A 15,750-nucleotide genomic window follows, 5' to 3' on the forward strand; every position below is an offset into this window, starting at 1 on the left:
TTACCTGCAGCAACCATGCCGTTGACCGACCTCATGGCGGCCGTAAGTACCCAGGTACTTGCGGCCGCCGACCGTGACACCACCCTGCTCGCCGCCTCGCGACTGCTCGCCTGTCGTGAAGCGGGAGCCGACACCCTTTTCGACAGCCTGCGCGAACGCGAGCGCGTGGGCAGTACTGCCATCGGCCATGGCATCGCCATCCCGCATGGCCGCTCACCCACCCTGCAACAACCCCGCGGCGCACTATTGCGCCTGCACACCCCGGTGGACTTCGGCGGTGACGAGCCCGTTGACCTGGTCTTCGCCATGGCCGTGCCCGAGCACTACACCCATCAACACCTGATGCTGCTGTCCGAACTGGCCGAGTTGTTCTCCGATGGCGGCATCCGCCAGGCCCTGCGCGACGCACCCGACGCACACGCGCTGCAACAGATCATCACCGACCCGCAGCAGGCATCCCGCGGATGAATACCAGCATCACGGCACAGGAGTTGTTTGACCAGCAGCGCGAGAAACTTGAGCTGCGCTGGGTCGCCGGGCAACAGGGCGCGCAGCGCGAGCTGGAGGCCGGCAACACCGTCTCCCGTCGTCCGTCGCTGGCCGGTTATCTCAACACCATCTACCCCAACAAGGTGCAGATTCTCGGCACCGAGGAACTGACCTGGCTGGACTCACTGGATTCGCGCCAGCGCTGGGAAGTCATCGAGCGCATCATCCAGGCGCGGCCGCTGGCGCTGGTCATCACCAAGAGCCATGGTTGCCCGGAAGATCTGCGCGCGGCGGCGGACGAATCACAGACCCCGCTGTGGGTATCGCCGCGCCGTGGCCATGAACTGCTCAACCACATCAGCTATCACCTGGCCCGCACGCTGGCCCCACGCGTCACCCTGCATGGGGTGTTCATGGAGATCTACTCCATCGGCGTGCTGATCACCGGCGAGGCCGGGTCGGGCAAGAGCGAACTGGCGCTGGAACTGCTCTCGCGCGGGCATCGGCTGGTTGCCGATGACGCCCCGGAATTCACCCAGATCGCCCCCGACGTACTGGACGGCACCTGCCCGGAACTGCTGCAGGACCTGCTGGAAGTCCGCGGCCTGGGCGTGCTGAACGTGCGCCAGATGTTTGGTGACACCGCTGTAAAGAAGAACAAGTACCTTCGCCTCATCGTCCACCTGACCAAGCCGATGACCGAGCCAAGTACCTACGGTTACGAACGCCTCACCGGCGATTCCGGCAAGCGTCATGTGCTGGACCTGGATGTGCCGCTGATCACCCTGCCGGTGATGCCCGGCCGCAACCTTGCCGTGCTCACCGAAGCGGCCACGCGGCTGCACATCCTGCGCACCAAGGGCATCGACCCGGCTGCGATGTTCATCGCCCGGCACAGCAACCTGCTGGAACAACGCACACCATGAACACACCTTCCTCTCCTCTGCTGGTGATCGTCAGCGGCCTGTCCGGCTCGGGCAAATCGGTCGCGCTGAAAACCTTCGAGGATCTGGATTACTACTGCTCGGACAACATCCCGGTGAACCTGCTGCCGGAGTTCGTGCGGGGAGTGCTTGGCGAACGCACCGAAAACAGCCCCAGGCGCCTGGCCATCGGCATCGACGTCCGCGGCCGCAGCGACCTCAGCCAGTTGGCGCGTTGGCGCAAGACCGCGCTGGACTACAGCATCGATGCGCGGCTGTTGTTCTTTGAAGCCGACGACGACACCCTGCTCGCCCGCTATGCCGACACGCGCCGCCGTCACCCGCTGAGCCACCTGGGGCTGTCGCTGCCGGAAGCCATCGCCCGCGAGCGTGAGCTCACCGCGCCACTGCGCCGCGAAGCCGATGCCATCATCGACACCACCAAACTCAACGTGCACCAGTTGCGGCGCCGGGTCATCACCGAGTTCGCGCTGAGCCAGGCCAGCAACCTCTCGTTGCTGTTTGAATCCTTCGCCTACAAGCGCGGCGTACCGGCCGAAGCCGATTTCGTGTTCGACGCGCGGGTGCTGCCCAACCCGCACTGGGATCCCGAGCTGCGCTCGCTGACCGGCCGCGACCGTGAAGTACGCGAGTACCTGGATGTACAACCGGAAGTGGTGCGCTACGTCACCCAGCTGCAGGACCTGCTCGACACCTGGCTGCCAAAACTGGGCAGCGAGACCCGCAGCTACGTGACCGTGGCCTTCGGCTGCACCGGCGGCAAGCACCGCTCGGTCTACCTGGCCGAACGGCTCGCCCGCCATGCCCGTGAACAGGGTTGGCAGGACGTGGCCACCTTCCATCGCGAGCAGGATTAGGACGCGTCCTGCGGCGGATGCGCCCCAATTTCAAGGGGCGACCGCGCGGTACACAGAAGACACGATTTCAACGCTATCGCGGACTCAGCCTGACCTGTTAACGTTCGGGCATGACCTGCGGCATTCTTATTGTGACCCATCCCGGCGTCGGCACTTCCCTGCTGGAAGTGGCGACCACTCTTTTGCGCCAGTTGCCGCTCAAGGCCGAGGCCTTTGAAGTACCGTTCGATGCGGACCTGGACGCTCTGCTGCCGGAAGCCTCGGCGGCAATGCGTCGGGTCGAGGGCGAAGACGGCGTGCTGATCCTGACCGATCTGTATGGCGCCAGCCCCAGCAATCTTGCCAATCAACTGGCAAGGCTGGGAACGCCAGCCAGGCGCGTGTCGGGACTGAGCCTGCCGATGTTGCTGCGGGTAATGAATTATCCGGAACAGGGATTGGATCAACTGCCCGCCACTGCGGCGGCGGGCGCACGCAATGGAGTCATCATCGACGATGCTTGAACGAGAACTTACCGTTTCCAACCGCCTGGGCCTGCACGCCCGCGCCACTGCAAAGCTGGTGCAGGTGCTGTCCGGTTTCCGTGCCAATGCCACGCTGGTGGCCAAGGGCCGCGAGGTCAATGCCAAGAGCATCATGGGTGTGATGCTGCTGGCGGCCGCGCAGGGCACCCCGGTCACCGTCCGCGTGGACGGCGAGGACGAGGCTGCGGCGCTGGAAGCCGTCACCGGCCTGTTTGAACGCCGCTTCGACGAGGACAACTGATGGCGCGCCACGCGCACGCAAGCGCCCTGCGCACAGGGAACCGGCAGCCGTGACCCGGCTGCAGGGGCTGGCCGCATCGCGCGGGACCGCACTTGGTCGCGCGCGCGTGCGCCTGCCCCATGTGCAGGAAACCGGCGAAAAGAAGATCACCGCCAGCGCCATCGAAACCGAACTGCAACGCCTGCACCGTGCCACCGATGCAGCGCGCGCGGAGATGCGTGAACTGCGCACCCGCCTGCAAGGCGCCCTGCCCGCCGAGGTTGGCGAGTTTCTCGACCTGCACGCCATGCTGCTGGACGACCCGGAGCTGTTGAGCGCACTGGACGAGCTCATCCGCAGCAAGCGTTACAGCGCCAGTTATGCCCTGCGCATCCAGCGCGACCGCCTGGCGCAGGTGTTCGAGGGCATGGAAGATGCCTACCTCAAAAGCCGGCTGGATGACCTGGACCATGTCATCGGCCGCATCCAGTCGTTCCTGCACAAACGCCCCAGCAGTGTGAAAGGCCTGGCCGGGGAAATCCTGGTCTGCGAAAACGTCGCGCCTTCGGAACTGGCACAGCTGCAGTCACAGGGCGTGGTCGGCATCGTCAGCAGCGCCGGCAGCGTGCTCTCGCACAGTGCCATCCTCGCGCGTAGCCTGCACATGCCGCTGGTGGTGGGTGCCAACGCGGTGCTGAACAAGGTCAACGACGGCGACGTGGTGATCCTGGACGGTGCCAGCGGTGAGGTTGTCATCGAGCCGGGCCCCGCCGACCTGCGCCAGTACCGCACCCGTCAGCGTGAACTGGCCCGCGAACAGCGCGAGCTCGGCCGCCTGCGCAGCATGCCCACGCGCACCGTGGACGGGGCCGAGATCATCCTGCTGGCCAATGCCGAATCGCAGGACGACGTCGCCCAGGCCCACGCACTGGGCGCCCGCGGGCTGGGCCTGTACCGCACCGAATTCCTGTTCCTGCAGCGCAACCAGTTGCCGGACGAAGACGAGCAGTTCCGCGCCTACCGCGACACCGTGCTGGGCATGATCGGCCTGCCGGTGACCATCCGCACCCTGGACCTGGGCGCGGACAAGGCTGACCGTACCGGGCTGGTGGTCGGCAGCGAGGAAAACCCGGCGCTGGGCCTGCGCGGCGTGCGCCTGTCCCTGGCCCACCCCAAGGTGTCCGACACTCAATTGCGCGCCATCCTGCGTGCCTCCGGTTATGGCCCGGTGCGCATCCTGGTGCCGATGGTCAGTGGCCGCGAGGAAATCATGGCCGTCCGGCGGCGCCTGTCGCGACTGGCGGCATTGCTGCGCAATGAGGGCCATGAAGTCGCCGAGAACATCCCGATCGGCGCGATGATCGAGGTGCCCGCCGCAGCCATTGCGCTGGAGACCTTCATCGACCAGGTGGATTTCCTCTCCATCGGCACCAATGACCTGGTGCAGTACCTGTTGGCGGCCGACCGCAACAACGATGCGGTCGCCGAGCTGTATTCGCCACTGCACCCGGCGGTACTGCGGCTGTTGTGGCAGGTGATCGAAACCGCACAGCGGCATTCCACGCCGGTGGCGGTATGCGGTGAGATCGCCGGTGATGCGCGCATGGCACCGCTGTTGCTGGCGCTCGGCCTGACCGAATTCAGCCTGCACCCGGCGACGCTGCTGGAAGTCCGCCGCGCCATCCGCGAGGTGGATCTGGCCGCCCTGCGTGCGCAGACACCGCAGTTGTTGGCCGCGCGCGACCGCCGTGGCATCGAGCGCTGGATCGCCGGCACCGCCTGCGACTGAAGTTTTTACTTCGCAAAGCCAGTGCAACTGCCATGTATTGCACGCGATAATGACGGGCTCAACACCGCCGATGCTGCATCCTGTCCCGGATAGCGGCCTTTTGACTCCCGGGAGCTGTGCATGGCCGAAGCGGTACGCCACGACAAGACGGCACGACAGCTGCGTCTGCTTTCCGACGCGCTCGACAGCGGCCGGCTGGGTCCGGTCCGCCGCCTGGTCAATACGCTCTCGCCGGCGGAGATCGGCAACCTGCTCGAATCGCTGCCGCCGGGCAAGCGCGAGGTGGTATGGGGGCTGGTGGATGCCGAGGACGACGGCGAGGTGCTGGTGCATGTCGGTGACGACGTGCGCGAAAGCCTGCTGGCGGACATGGACCCGGACGAAATCATCGCCGCGGTCGAAGACCTGGACATCGATGACCTGGCCGATCTGGTCGAGGACCTGCCTGACACCGTCATCGACGAAGTGCTCAAGTCGATGGACCGCGAGAACCGCGAGCGGCTGGAGCAGGTGCTGTCCTACCCGGAGGACACCGCCGGCCGTTTGATGAACCCGGACGTGGTCACCGTGCGCGCCGACGTCAACGTCGATGTGGTGCTGCGTTACCTGCGCCTGCGCGGCGAGCTGCCGGACCATACCGACCACCTGTTCGTGGTCAGCCGGCGCCATCAATACCTGGGCCGGCTGTCGCTGGCCTCGCTGGTCACCCACGAAGACACCACGCCGATCAACCGCCTGATCGACGACGAGCAGCCGGCCATCGATGTGGGCGAAAGCGCCGACGAAGTGGCCCGCCAATTCTCCGACCATGACTGGGTGTCGGCGCCGGTGGTGGATGACAACAACATCCTGATCGGCCGCATCACCATCGATGACGTGGTCGACATCATCCGTGGCCAGGCCGAGCACCAGGCGCTGGGCGCCGCCGGCCTGGACGAGGACGAGGACTTGTTCAGCCCGGTGTGGCGCGCGATGCGCCGTCGCCTGATGTGGCTGTCGGTCAACCTGTGCACCGCGTTCCTTGCTTCCAGCGTGGTCGGGCATTTCGAGGGCACCATCGACAAGCTGGTGGCGCTGGCGGTGCTGATGCCGATTGTCGCCGGCCTTGGCGGCAATGCCGGCACCCAGGTGCTGGCGCTGATGGTGCGCGGCCTGGCACTGGGCCAGGTCGGCGCTTCCAATGCCCGCACACTGCTGTGGAAGGAACTGCGCGTGGCCCTGCTCAACGGCCTGTTACTGGGCACGGTGCTGGGCCTGATCGTGCTGGCGTGGTTCCACACACCGGGGCTGTCGCTGGTCATCGGCGTCGCGCTGACCCTGAACCTGCTGCTGGCCGCCAGCGCCGGCGTGCTGGTGCCGCTGACGCTGAAGCGGCTGGGTTTCGACCCGGCACTGGCCAGCGGCATCTTCCTTACCGCAGTCACCGATTCGATGGGCTTTTTCACCTTCCTCGGCCTGGCCACGCTGGTGTTGTTGAACTGACCAGCCCGCCGGGGCCGGGATTCCAGCACTGCCCAGGCTTGCGTCACTGAGCCTTCGCCGGGGCACGCCCGGCTGAACCGGGCCGGGGCCTGATACATGTCAAGGCGCCTTGCAGGCGCTGCGCGCATCATCGCCACATGCAATCACCCACTCCCCGCCCCGCTGTCGCGCTGGGCAACCTTGCGCGCGCACCGCATCGGCTGATGTTCTTCATTGGCGCCAGCAATCTGTTGCTGGCGATGGCGTGGTGGGCGCTGTGGTTGTCGAGCGCACGCTGGCCCTTGCTGGCGATGCCCGGGACATCCATCTACGCCGGCTGGCTGCATGCCTTCGTCATGCAGTACCTGGTGCTGCCGAGTTTCATCTTCGGCTTCCTGCTCACCGTGTTTCCGCGCTGGATGGGCCTGCCGGAGCTTTCCCGGCGCCAGTACCTGCCGGTCGGCCTCGGCTTGATCGGCGGGCAACTGATGCTGTTGCTGGGCGCTGCCGGTGTGCCCGCCGCCATTCCGATTGGCATGGCCTTGTCACTGCTGGGCTGGACTATCGGCTTGTGGCGACTGGCGCGCCTGCTGTCGGCCGAACGCGGCCGCACCTGGCACGCGCGTTCCTGCATGGCGGCGTTGCTGCTGGGTTATGCCGGCCTTTGTGGGTTCATCGCCTTTGTTGCTGGCGCCGACCCGCGCTGGGCGATGTTCGGCATCAAGTTGGGCGGCTTTGGCCTGCTGCTGCCGATCTACGTCACCGTGGCGCACCGCATGTTCCCGTTCTTTGCCGGCAACGTCGTGGCTAATTACACGCCTTGGCGGCCGTTGTGGTGGCTGGCTGCATTCTGGGCATTCGTCGTGCTGCATCTGCTGCTGGAGCTGAACCAGCAAAGCGCGTGGCTGTGGCTGGCCGATCTGCCGTTGTTGCTGCTCAGTTGCGCCGCCCTGTGGCGCTGGTGGCCGCGCGGCGCGATGCCCGGCCTGCTGCGGGTGCTGTTCATCGGCCTGGCGTGGCTGCCGGTGAGCCTGGCGCTGTATGTGCTGCAGAGCCTGGCCGAGCTGTTGGGCGGCCAGATGATCCTCGGCCGTGGCCCGGCGCATGCCTTGTTCATCGGCCTGTTCGGCAGCCTGTTGGTGGCGATGGTCACCCGCGTGACCCAGGGCCACTCCGGCCGCCCATTGCAGATGCCGCCGGTCGCCTGGTTCGCATTCATCGCCATCCAGATCGTGGCGGTGATGCGGGTGGTGGCCGAAATCATGCCCGATGCGGGTGCGTGGCAGGCGCTGAGCGCGCTCGCCTGGTTGCTGGCGTTCTCGCCGTGGGTGGCGCGGATTGGCCGCATCTATCTGCTGCCGCGTCAGGACGGGCGCGAAGGCTGAGCCTGCACGGCACACCGGCGTGGCCGGCGTATACACTCCGCGCTCCCCCGCTCTGCCGTGCAACCACCATGACCATCACCGTCCACGATTACTACCAAGCCGGTTGGCGTGACCAGCTCCACTCCTGCCCGGCCTGCGACTGGAAAGGCGACTCGCGGCAGATGGAAATGGAACTGCACGACGAGCAGACCGAGTACAGCTGCCCGCAATGCGAATTCCCGGTACTGATCGTGCAACACCCGAACCTGGAACAGGTCAAAGCCGCAGCCGATGCCGGCAATGAAGAAGCGCAGCAGCAGCTGGCGATCCTGGCGATGGCACCGCGGGGCTGAGTGGCGGGGATTCGGGATTCGGGATTCGGGATTCGGGATTCGGGATTCGGGATTCGCCGCAGCCTCGCAGCTTCCTAGGCGGGGATGGAATCCCGACAGCCGGCTTCAAAGCCCCCCTCCCCGGCCCTCCCCTTCGCTTCGAGAAAGGGAGGGGGAGATACTCAGCCCCGCAGCGAAAGCGAGGGGTAAACGCTCAACCCAGCAGGGTTTCCAGCACCGCCATGCGCACGGCCACGCCGTTTGCGACCTGGCGCAACACCCACGACTGCGGGCCGTCGGCGACTTCGTCAGTAACTTCCACGCCGCGGTTGATCGGGCCCGGGTGCAGCACGGCTGCATCCTTGCCAGCACGCTTCAGGCGTTCGCTGGTGAGGCCGTACTGGGCGTGATAGTGCTCCAGCGACGGCACCAAGCCTTCTTCCATGCGCTCACGCTGCAGACGCAGCATCATCAGCGCGTCGGCACCTTCGAGCATGGCGTCGAAATCCTCGCCCACCACGCAGCCCTCGACGATGTCATCGTCCGGCAGCAGCGACTGCGGGCCGCAGATGCGGATCTCGCCCACGCCCAGCGTGCGCATGGCGTACAGGTCGGTGCGGGCCACACGTGAATGCTTCACGTCGCCGACGATCACCACCTTCAACTTGGAGAAATCGCCACCCTTGGCCTGACGCAGGGTCAGCATGTCGAGCAGACCCTGGGTTGGATGCGCGCTGCGGCCGTCGCCGGCATTGATCAACGCCGTGCCTTCACCCGCGGCAGCGGCCAGCGCGGCTACCGCGCCGTCATCGGGATGGCGCACGACAAACCCGCGCACGCCCATCGCTTCGAGATTGCGCAGCGTGTCGCAGGCGGTCTCGCCCTTGCGGGTGGACGAGGTGGAGGCGTCGAAGTTCAGCACGTCCGCACCCAGCCGTTGCGCGGCCAGTTGGAACGAGCTGCGGGTGCGCGTGGACGGCTCGAAGAACAGCGTGCAGACCGCAGCGCCGGCCAGCACCGCGCGCTTGTTGTTGATGCGGCCAACGGCAGCGTCGCGGATCTGACCGGCGCGGTCGAGCAGCTGCAGCAAGGTCTCACGGGGCAACCCTTCCAGGGTCAGCAGGTGGCGCAGGCGTCCTTGGTCATCGAGTTGCGAAGCAGTCATGGCGGGGTTCTTCGTGAGTCAGGAAATAGGGGTGGCGTCGTGCGGTGCGGACAGCCACCGCTCGATGATGACCGCAGCCGCCACGGCATCGAGATTGGCTGCGTCACGGCGGCGTTTGCGGCCTTCGGCGCGCTCCACGGCAAAACGCTGTGCCGCCTCGACCGAACTGGAGCGCTCATCGACCAGCAGCACCGGCACCTTGTAGCGCTGCTGCAGTTGCCGGGCGAAAGCATGCGCGCGCTTGCGGTTGGGTTGGTCGTCGCCTTCCAGGGTGAGCGGATCGCCGACGATCAGGCCCTGCGGCCGCCATTCTTTATGCAGGCGATCCAGCGCCGCCCAATCCGGGCCGTTGGCATGCACGTCGATGACAGCGATGGCACGGGCACTGACGCCAAACGGGCTGCCGATGGCCACACCGATACGGCGCGAGCCCACGTCAAAGCCCAGCACGGTGCTGTCGGTGGAAAGCAGGGCCTGCTCAGGCATGACCGCTGTATCCGGCCAGGCGCGACATATCCACGCCAATGCGGGCGGCTGCCAGTTGCCAACGCTCGTCCAGCGGCGTGGCGAACAGCAGTGCGGCATCGGCTGGAACGGTCAACCAGCTGTTCTCGGCCAGCTCCTGTTCCAGCTGCCCCGCTCCCCAGCCCGCGCAGCCCAGTGTGACCAGCGCATTGTTGGGGCCATCGCCGCGGGCCATGGCTTCAAGGATGTCGCGCGAGGTGGTCAGGAACAGGCCTTCGGCAACGGCCAGGCTGGAATCCCAGGGGCGGGCATCATCGTGGATCACGAAGCCGCGGCCGGTATGCACCGGGCCACCATTGAGCACCGGCACGGCGCGCAGATCGTCGCTGTCGCAGGCGATTTCCATCTGCTCGAATACATCGCCCAGCGTGTACTCCGAAGCCTGGTTGATGACCACGCCCATGGCGCCGTCATCGTCGTGCTGACAGATCAACGCCACGCTGCGCGCGAACACGGACTCGGCCAGCGACGGCAAGGCGACCAGCAGGTGATTGGCAAAGAGTGCAGACATGCGCACATTCTAGCGTTTACCCGCCGCCGGGTCGTGGACGGCGATAATCCACGCTCGCCCGACTGCCGACCTCCGCCCATGCCCAGCTACTGCGATATCGCCCCTGGCCACCCGGTCCATGCCGACTATCACGCCAACGAATACGGCTTCCCGCAACGCGACGAGCGCGAATTGTTCGAGCGGCTGCTGCTGGAGATCAACCAGGCCGGGCTCAGCTGGGAGACCATCCTGCGCAAGCGCGAAGGTTTCCGTAATGCTTACAGCGGCTTCGACGTGGACGCAGTGGCCGCCTATGGCGAGGCCGACATCGCCCGCCTGATGGCCGATGCGGCCATCATCCGCAACCGGCTCAAGGTGCTGGCCGCCATTCACAACGCGCAGGTGATCCAGCGGTTGCGTGCATCACATGGCAGCTTCGTCGCATGGCTGGATGCCCAGCACCCGCTGAGCAAGCCCGAATGGGTGAAGCTGTTCAAGAAGACCTTCCGCTTCACCGGCGGCGAGATCACCGGCGAATTCCTGATGAGCCTGGGCTACCTGCCGGGTGCGCACCAGGAGAGCTGCCCGGTGCATGCACGGCTGGTGAAACTGGGGCCGGCGTGGATGAAGGGGTGAGGGGTTGGGCGCTTGGGTTGAGGGAGGCTGAGGCTGAGAGCTGAAAGCTGAAAGCACCCCTCCCCCGCCCTCCCCTTCGCTGCGCGAAAGGGAGGGGGCAAGAACGGCTTTCGCTACGTGTCTGACCGATCGCAAGAGATCACCGACCAGCAAGAGATGCGCCGCCTCCCTTTCGCGCAGCGAAGGGGAGGGTTGGGGAGGGGTGCAGTTTGCTCGTTGACGCTTAAGTGCTTGAGCTCATGCGCCCATCCGCAACACCGCCCGTGAACCACCCAGCACTTCAGCTCTTTCCCAGCCCCCAAAAAAGCCACAAAAAAACCGGCCCACATCCGCAGGCCGGTTCCTGTTCCATCATCCGATTCGCTGACTCAGCGAACCTCGGCAATCTCCACGCCATCCAGGCCCTGCGACAGGGTCTTGGCGTCGCCGCCCTGTGCCAGCTTGATGCGCAGGCGCACCTCGTTCTGCGAGTCGGCATAACGCAGTGCGTCGTCGTAGCTGATCTCGCCGGCCTGGTACAGCTCGAACAGGCTCTGGTCGAAGGTCTTCATCCCCAGCTGCACGGAGTCCTTCATGACCTCCTTGAGTTTGTGGATCTCGCCTTCGCGGATGTAGTCCTGGATCAACGGCGTGCCCAGCATGATCTCCATCGCCGCGCGGCGGCTCTTGCCGTCCGGTGACGGCACCAGCTGCTGCGCCACCACACCCTTGAGGTTCAGCGAAAGATCCATCAACAGCTGCCCGCGGCGATCTTCCGGGAAGAAGTTGATGATGCGGTCCATCGCCTGGTTGGCGTTGTTGGCGTGCAGGGTGGCCAGCACCAGGTGGCCGGTTTCGGCGAAGGCAATGGCGTGATCCATGCCTTCGCGGGTGCGGATTTCACCGATCATGATCACGTCCGGCGCCTGTCGCAGCGTGTTCTTCAGCGCCGCTTCCCAGCTGTCGGTGTCGATGCCGACTTCGCGCTGGGTGATGATGCAGCCCTCGTGCCGGTGCACGAATTCGATCGGGTCTTCGATGGTGATGATGTGGCCGGTCGAGTTCTGGTTGCGGTAGCCGATCATCGCCGCCAGCGAGGTCGACTTGCCGGTGCCGGTGGCGCCGACAAACAGGATGATGCCGCGCTTGGTCATGGCCAGCGTCTTGATCACCGGCGGCAAGCTCAGCTCTTCCACCGTGGGGATGCGCGTCTCGATGCGACGCAACACCATGCCCACCTGGTTGCGCTGGTAGAAACAGCTCACGCGGAAGCGGCCAACGCCGGACAGGCCGATGGCGAAATTGCACTCGTGGGTTTTTTCAAACTCCTCGCGCTGCGCCGGCGTCATCACGTTGAGCACCATGTCGCGCGACTGTTGCGGCGTCAAAGGCGTCTGCGTGATCGGCGAAATCTTGCCGTTGACCTTCATCGACGGCGCCATGCCGGCAGTGATGAAAAGGTCCGACGCCTTCTGGTGCGCCATCAGCTTGAGGAAGGAGGTGAAGTCGATGCTGCTCATGTCTGGCTCCCGATGGGGAGCCGGGATTGGGGATTGGGGATTGGGGATATACCCCACCCCACTCCGTGAATCCCGGCTTTAGCGAATCCCGAATCCCGAATCTCAAAATCCGGATTTATTCGAACAGCCGCTTGTCCTTGGCGTATTCCTTGGCCTGGTTGCGCGTGATCAGGCTGCGCTTGACCAAGTCCTGCAGGTTCTGGTCCAGGGTCTGCATGCCCACGGCCTGGCCGGTCTGGATCGACGAATACATCTGCGCCACCTTGTCCTCGCGGATCAGGTTACGGATGGCCGGGGTGGCCACCATGATTTCGTGCGAGGCGATACGGCCACCGCCCACTTTCTTCAGCAGCGCCTGCGAGATCACCGCACGCAGCGACTCGGACAGCATCGAGCGCACCATCGGCTTTTCGCCGGCCGGGAACACGTCGATGATTCGGTCGATGGTCTTGGCCGCCGAGCTGGTGTGCAGCGTGCCGAACACCAGGTGGCCGGTTTCTGCGGCGGTCAGTGCCAGGCGGATGGTTTCCAGGTCACGCAATTCGCCGACCAGGATGATGTCCGGGTCTTCACGCAGCGCCGAGCGCAAGGCCTCGTTGAAGCCGTGCGTGTCGCGGTGTACTTCGCGCTGGTTGATCAGGCACTTCTGCGAGGTGTGCACGAATTCGATCGGATCCTCGACGGTGAGGATATGGCCGTATTCGTTCTTGTTGATGTGGTCGATCATCGCTGCCAGCGTGGTCGACTTGCCCGAGCCGGTCGGGCCGGTCACCAAAATCAAACCCTGCGGCTGCTCGATCAGCTGGCGGAAGATCGGCGGGCAGCCCAGGTCTTCCAGCGTCAGCACTTCGGAGGGAATGGTACGGAACACCGCACCGGCGCCGCGGTTCTGGTTGAAGGCGTTGACACGGAAGCGCGCCAGCGAGGGAATCTCGAACGAGAAATCGACCTCGAGGAACTCTTCGTAATCGCGACGCTGCTTGTCCGACATGATGTCGTACACAAGCGCGTGCACCTGTTTGTGGTCCAGTGCCGGAATGTTGATGCGGCGGACGTCACCGTCCACGCGGATCATCGGCGGCAAGCCGGCCGAGAGATGGAGGTCCGAGGCCTTGTTCTTGACCGAGAACGCCAAAAGTTCAGCGATATCCATACGCCGCTATGTCCCCTGCGTTGCGAGTATCTGGAAGGTATTTCCCCTACAGGGCAGTATAGCCCTCCCGCGTAAGAACCTGCGCACGTTTCCCGCCCGCCTCCAGCCCCACCTGGCCGGCGCCCCAGGCGACGTCATGCGCAGCCCCCACCGAGGTTTCCGCCGTTGCAGACGATGCCACTGGCCACGCCCAAACACCAGACGGCCACCACTGCCGGCCGCCTTCCCGGGGCGGCGAACCCCCTGCCGGCCCTGAGCCGCATGCACGGATTCTTCACCGGGCTGACCGCGGCCCGCCGGGCCGATACGCTGTCCATGGGCATGTGCATGTGCAGCGCCCTGCCGCCGGCCCGATCCGGCAGCATGCCGGCGCCGGCGCATCTGGCCAACGCTCCACTCCTTATCTTGTTGAGGCTCCTTCCATGACTGACTCCGCCCCCGCCGTGCTTCCCGATACCGATATCGCCTTCATTGGTGGCGGCAACATGGCCCGCAGCCTGATCGCCGGCCTGGTCCGGCGCGGCATGCCGGCCTCCCGCATCCATGTCGCCGAGCCGGTGCCCGCACTGCGTGAGGCGCTGGCGCAGGACTTCGGTGTGCAGACCCATGCTGCGGCCCTGGATGCAGTTGGCAACGCCGGGCTGTGGCTGATGGCGGTCAAGCCGCAGGTGATGCGCGAGGTCTGCGCGTCGCTGGCCGGCATCGCCACGCAACAGCGGCCGGTGGTGGTGTCCATCGCCGCCGGCATCACCGCCACGCAGCTGGATCGCTGGCTGGGCGGTGGGCAGAGCATCGTCCGCGCCATGCCCAATACGCCGGCGCTGCTCGGCGCCGGCGTCACCGGCCTGTTTGCCAATGCAGAGGTTTCGGCCACGCAGCGCGCGCAGGCCGAGCAGGTGCTGTCCAGCGCCGGGCGCACGGTGTGGATTGCCGAGGAAGCCCGCATGGATGCGGTGACCGCTGTTTCCGGCAGCGGCCCGGCCTATGTCTTCCTGCTGGCCGAAGCGATGGAGGCCGCCGCGCTGGAACAAGGCCTGCCGGCCGACGCCGCACGCACCCTGGTACTGGATACCGTGCTCGGTGCCGCGCGCATGCTCACCGAAGCCGGCGAAGCCCCGGCCGAGCTGCGCCGCCGTGTCACCTCGCCAGGCGGCACCACCCAGGCCGCAATCGAAACCTTCCAGGCCGGTGGCTTTGAAGCCCTGACTGCCAAGGCCATTGACGCCGCCGCTCGCCGTGGCAAGGAACTGTCCGCCGCCAACGACTGACCGGGAGATCACCATGCACCGTGCCGCACCGCTGTTGCTGTCCGTCATCGTGATGTCCCTGGGCGCCTGCTCCGGCCAGCAGGCGCCACGCATGGCCACGCCGTCACAGGGCCATGCCAGCCAGGCCGATTTCGGCACCTTGCGGGTGTACTACAACCTGCTGCCGACGCTGGCGATGAATGACAGTGTCGCGCGCAGTTACGGCGTGCAGCGCCGTGCGGACCAGGCCTTGCTGGTGGTCGCCCTGCGCCAGCGCGGCGGCACCGAAGAACTGCCGGTGGATGGCACGGTCACTGCCACGGCAACGGACCTGTCCGGTCGCCAGCAGCAGATCGTGCTGCGCACGGTGAAAACCGGCGCCTATACCGACCATGTCGGCAGCGTGCAGATCAGCGATCACGACACGCTGCGGCTTGCCGTGCAGGTGGCGGCGGGCGGCGACACCGGCACGCTGCGGTTCGAGCGCGGCTTCTGATCAACAGGCACCTCGAACACGCCAGCGCGTTACCTGCTGCCCGTGTTGCCCCAGCGTTGCGGCCCGTCGCCGCGCAGGCCCAGGGTATCGTCCGGGTTGCTCAGGCGGCAGCGCCGCAGCGACAAACAACCGCAGCCGATGCAATCGGTGAATTGCTCTTTCAACTGCTGCAGCTGCGTGATCCGCTGTTCAAGATCATCGCGCCATGAGGCCGACAACCGTGCCCAGTCCGCACGGGTCGGCGTGCGCGTATCGGGCAGCGTGGAAAACGCCGTGGCCACGGCTTCCAGCGGAATACCCACGCGCTGCGCGATGCGGATGGCCGCCAGCCGTCGCAGCACCTGGCGGTGATAGCGGCGTTGGTTGCCGGGCGTGCGCAGGCTGTGGATCAAGCCTTTGCGCTCATAGAAATGCAACGCCGATATGCTGTGGCCGCTACGCTGCGCCACCTCCCCCACCGTCAGTTCACGTGCGACCATCCACTTGACCTCAACCTTTGTTGAGGTTGCATGCTACCTCGCCCTGCCGGGCCCACAGCCGCCGGCACCCTGCCTGTACT

18 protein-coding genes are annotated in these 15,750 nt (G+C 65.8%); 12 read left to right on the plus strand and 6 right to left on the minus strand.

The annotated features are described in order from the left end of the window. Positions 1–15 precede the first annotated feature (15 nt). The 9 genes from ACVOLO_RS04830 to ACVOLO_RS04870 all read left to right on the plus strand — a co-directional run bounded on the left by ACVOLO_RS04830 (position 16) and on the right by ACVOLO_RS04870 (position 8,001). Positions 16–468: a PTS sugar transporter subunit IIA gene (locus ACVOLO_RS04830; RefSeq protein WP_481569151.1), complete on the plus strand. Its 453-nt coding sequence runs from the start codon at positions 16–18 to the stop codon at positions 466–468. Beyond that, positions 465–1,415 (plus strand): HPr(Ser) kinase/phosphatase, encoded by a 951-nt coding sequence (hprK, locus tag ACVOLO_RS04835; protein ID WP_481569152.1) that lies wholly within the window; start codon positions 465–467, stop codon positions 1,413–1,415. Before ACVOLO_RS04830 ends, hprK begins: the two co-directional genes overlap by 4 nt. Beyond that, entirely contained in the window at positions 1,412–2,290 is an 879-nt protein-coding gene (gene rapZ / locus ACVOLO_RS04840; RefSeq protein ID WP_481569153.1) for an RNase adapter RapZ, read from the plus strand. Before hprK ends, rapZ begins: the two co-directional genes overlap by 4 nt. Before the next feature lie 110 nt (positions 2,291–2,400). Next, the gene (locus ACVOLO_RS04845) at positions 2,401–2,793 is read left to right on the plus strand and encodes a PTS sugar transporter subunit IIA (protein WP_481569154.1); all 393 of its coding nucleotides are present in this window, start codon (positions 2,401–2,403) and stop codon (positions 2,791–2,793) included. Then, positions 2,786–3,055: an HPr family phosphocarrier protein gene (locus tag ACVOLO_RS04850; RefSeq protein ID WP_449466071.1), complete on the plus strand. Its 270-nt coding sequence runs from the start codon at positions 2,786–2,788 to the stop codon at positions 3,053–3,055. The genes ACVOLO_RS04845 and ACVOLO_RS04850 overlap by 8 nt, the downstream gene beginning before the upstream one ends. 49 nt (positions 3,056–3,104) lie before the next feature. Beyond that, entirely contained in the window at positions 3,105–4,823 is a 1,719-nt protein-coding gene (ptsP, locus tag ACVOLO_RS04855; RefSeq protein ID WP_481569155.1) for a phosphoenolpyruvate--protein phosphotransferase, read from the plus strand. 120 nt (positions 4,824–4,943) lie between these two features. Next, entirely contained in the window at positions 4,944–6,305 is a 1,362-nt protein-coding gene (mgtE, locus tag ACVOLO_RS04860; protein WP_481569156.1) for a magnesium transporter, read from the plus strand. 137 nt (positions 6,306–6,442) lie between these two features. Next, entirely contained in the window at positions 6,443–7,669 is a 1,227-nt protein-coding gene (locus tag ACVOLO_RS04865; RefSeq protein ID WP_481569157.1) for an NnrS family protein, read from the plus strand. Positions 7,670–7,737: 68 nt separating this feature from the next. Continuing rightward, entirely contained in the window at positions 7,738–8,001 is a 264-nt protein-coding gene (locus ACVOLO_RS04870) for a hypothetical protein (RefSeq protein ID WP_481569158.1), read from the plus strand. A 193-nt stretch (positions 8,002–8,194) separates the two neighbouring features. Here the strand turns inward: ACVOLO_RS04870 and ACVOLO_RS04875 are convergent, their stop codons facing one another. The 3 genes from ACVOLO_RS04875 to ACVOLO_RS04885 are packed head-to-tail and all read right to left on the minus strand — an operon-like array spanning position 8,195 to position 10,181. Beyond that, the gene (locus ACVOLO_RS04875) at positions 8,195–9,145 is read right to left on the minus strand and encodes an aspartate carbamoyltransferase catalytic subunit (RefSeq protein WP_481569159.1); all 951 of its coding nucleotides are present in this window, start codon (positions 9,143–9,145) and stop codon (positions 8,195–8,197) included. 18 nt (positions 9,146–9,163) lie between these two features. Beyond that, positions 9,164–9,631, minus strand: a complete 468-nt coding sequence (ruvX, locus tag ACVOLO_RS04880; RefSeq protein ID WP_481569160.1) for a Holliday junction resolvase RuvX — start codon at positions 9,629–9,631, stop codon at positions 9,164–9,166. Beyond that, positions 9,624–10,181, minus strand: a complete 558-nt coding sequence (locus tag ACVOLO_RS04885) for a YqgE/AlgH family protein (protein ID WP_481569161.1) — start codon at positions 10,179–10,181, stop codon at positions 9,624–9,626. The genes ruvX and ACVOLO_RS04885 overlap by 8 nt, the downstream gene beginning before the upstream one ends. Positions 10,182–10,259: 78 nt before the next feature. Between ACVOLO_RS04885 and ACVOLO_RS04890 the strand changes: the two genes are divergently transcribed. Beyond that, a complete protein-coding gene (locus ACVOLO_RS04890) occupies positions 10,260–10,796 on the plus strand; it encodes a DNA-3-methyladenine glycosylase I (RefSeq protein ID WP_481569162.1) in 537 nt (178 codons plus the stop codon). A gap of 368 nt (positions 10,797–11,164) precedes the next feature. Here ACVOLO_RS04890 and ACVOLO_RS04895 read toward each other — a convergent pair whose 3' ends face one another. Both ACVOLO_RS04895 and ACVOLO_RS04900 read right to left on the minus strand, forming a co-directional pair. Beyond that, positions 11,165–12,295, minus strand: a complete 1,131-nt coding sequence (locus ACVOLO_RS04895) for a PilT/PilU family type 4a pilus ATPase (protein WP_481569163.1) — start codon at positions 12,293–12,295, stop codon at positions 11,165–11,167. Between the two features lie 115 nt (positions 12,296–12,410). Further along, positions 12,411–13,448 carry a type IV pilus twitching motility protein PilT gene (locus tag ACVOLO_RS04900; protein WP_481569164.1) on the minus strand — a complete coding sequence of 346 codons (1,038 nt, stop codon included), beginning with the start codon at positions 13,446–13,448 and terminating at the stop codon, positions 12,411–12,413. Positions 13,449–13,870: 422 nt separating this feature from the next. Between ACVOLO_RS04900 and proC the strand changes: the two genes are divergently transcribed. Both proC and ACVOLO_RS04910 read left to right on the plus strand, forming a co-directional pair. Beyond that, positions 13,871–14,716: a pyrroline-5-carboxylate reductase gene (gene proC, locus ACVOLO_RS04905; protein ID WP_481569165.1), complete on the plus strand. Its 846-nt coding sequence runs from the start codon at positions 13,871–13,873 to the stop codon at positions 14,714–14,716. 13 nt (positions 14,717–14,729) lie between these two features. Next, positions 14,730–15,191: a DUF4426 domain-containing protein gene (locus ACVOLO_RS04910; RefSeq protein ID WP_481569166.1), complete on the plus strand. Its 462-nt coding sequence runs from the start codon at positions 14,730–14,732 to the stop codon at positions 15,189–15,191. Between the two features lie 29 nt (positions 15,192–15,220). On the opposite strand, the gene soxR is transcribed toward ACVOLO_RS04910, so the two are convergent. Next, a complete protein-coding gene (soxR, locus tag ACVOLO_RS04915) occupies positions 15,221–15,670 on the minus strand; it encodes a redox-sensitive transcriptional activator SoxR (protein ID WP_481569167.1) in 450 nt (149 codons plus the stop codon). Positions 15,671–15,750: the final 80 nt, after the last annotated feature.

This window comes from Stenotrophomonas sp. STEN056 (assembly GCF_056759635.1).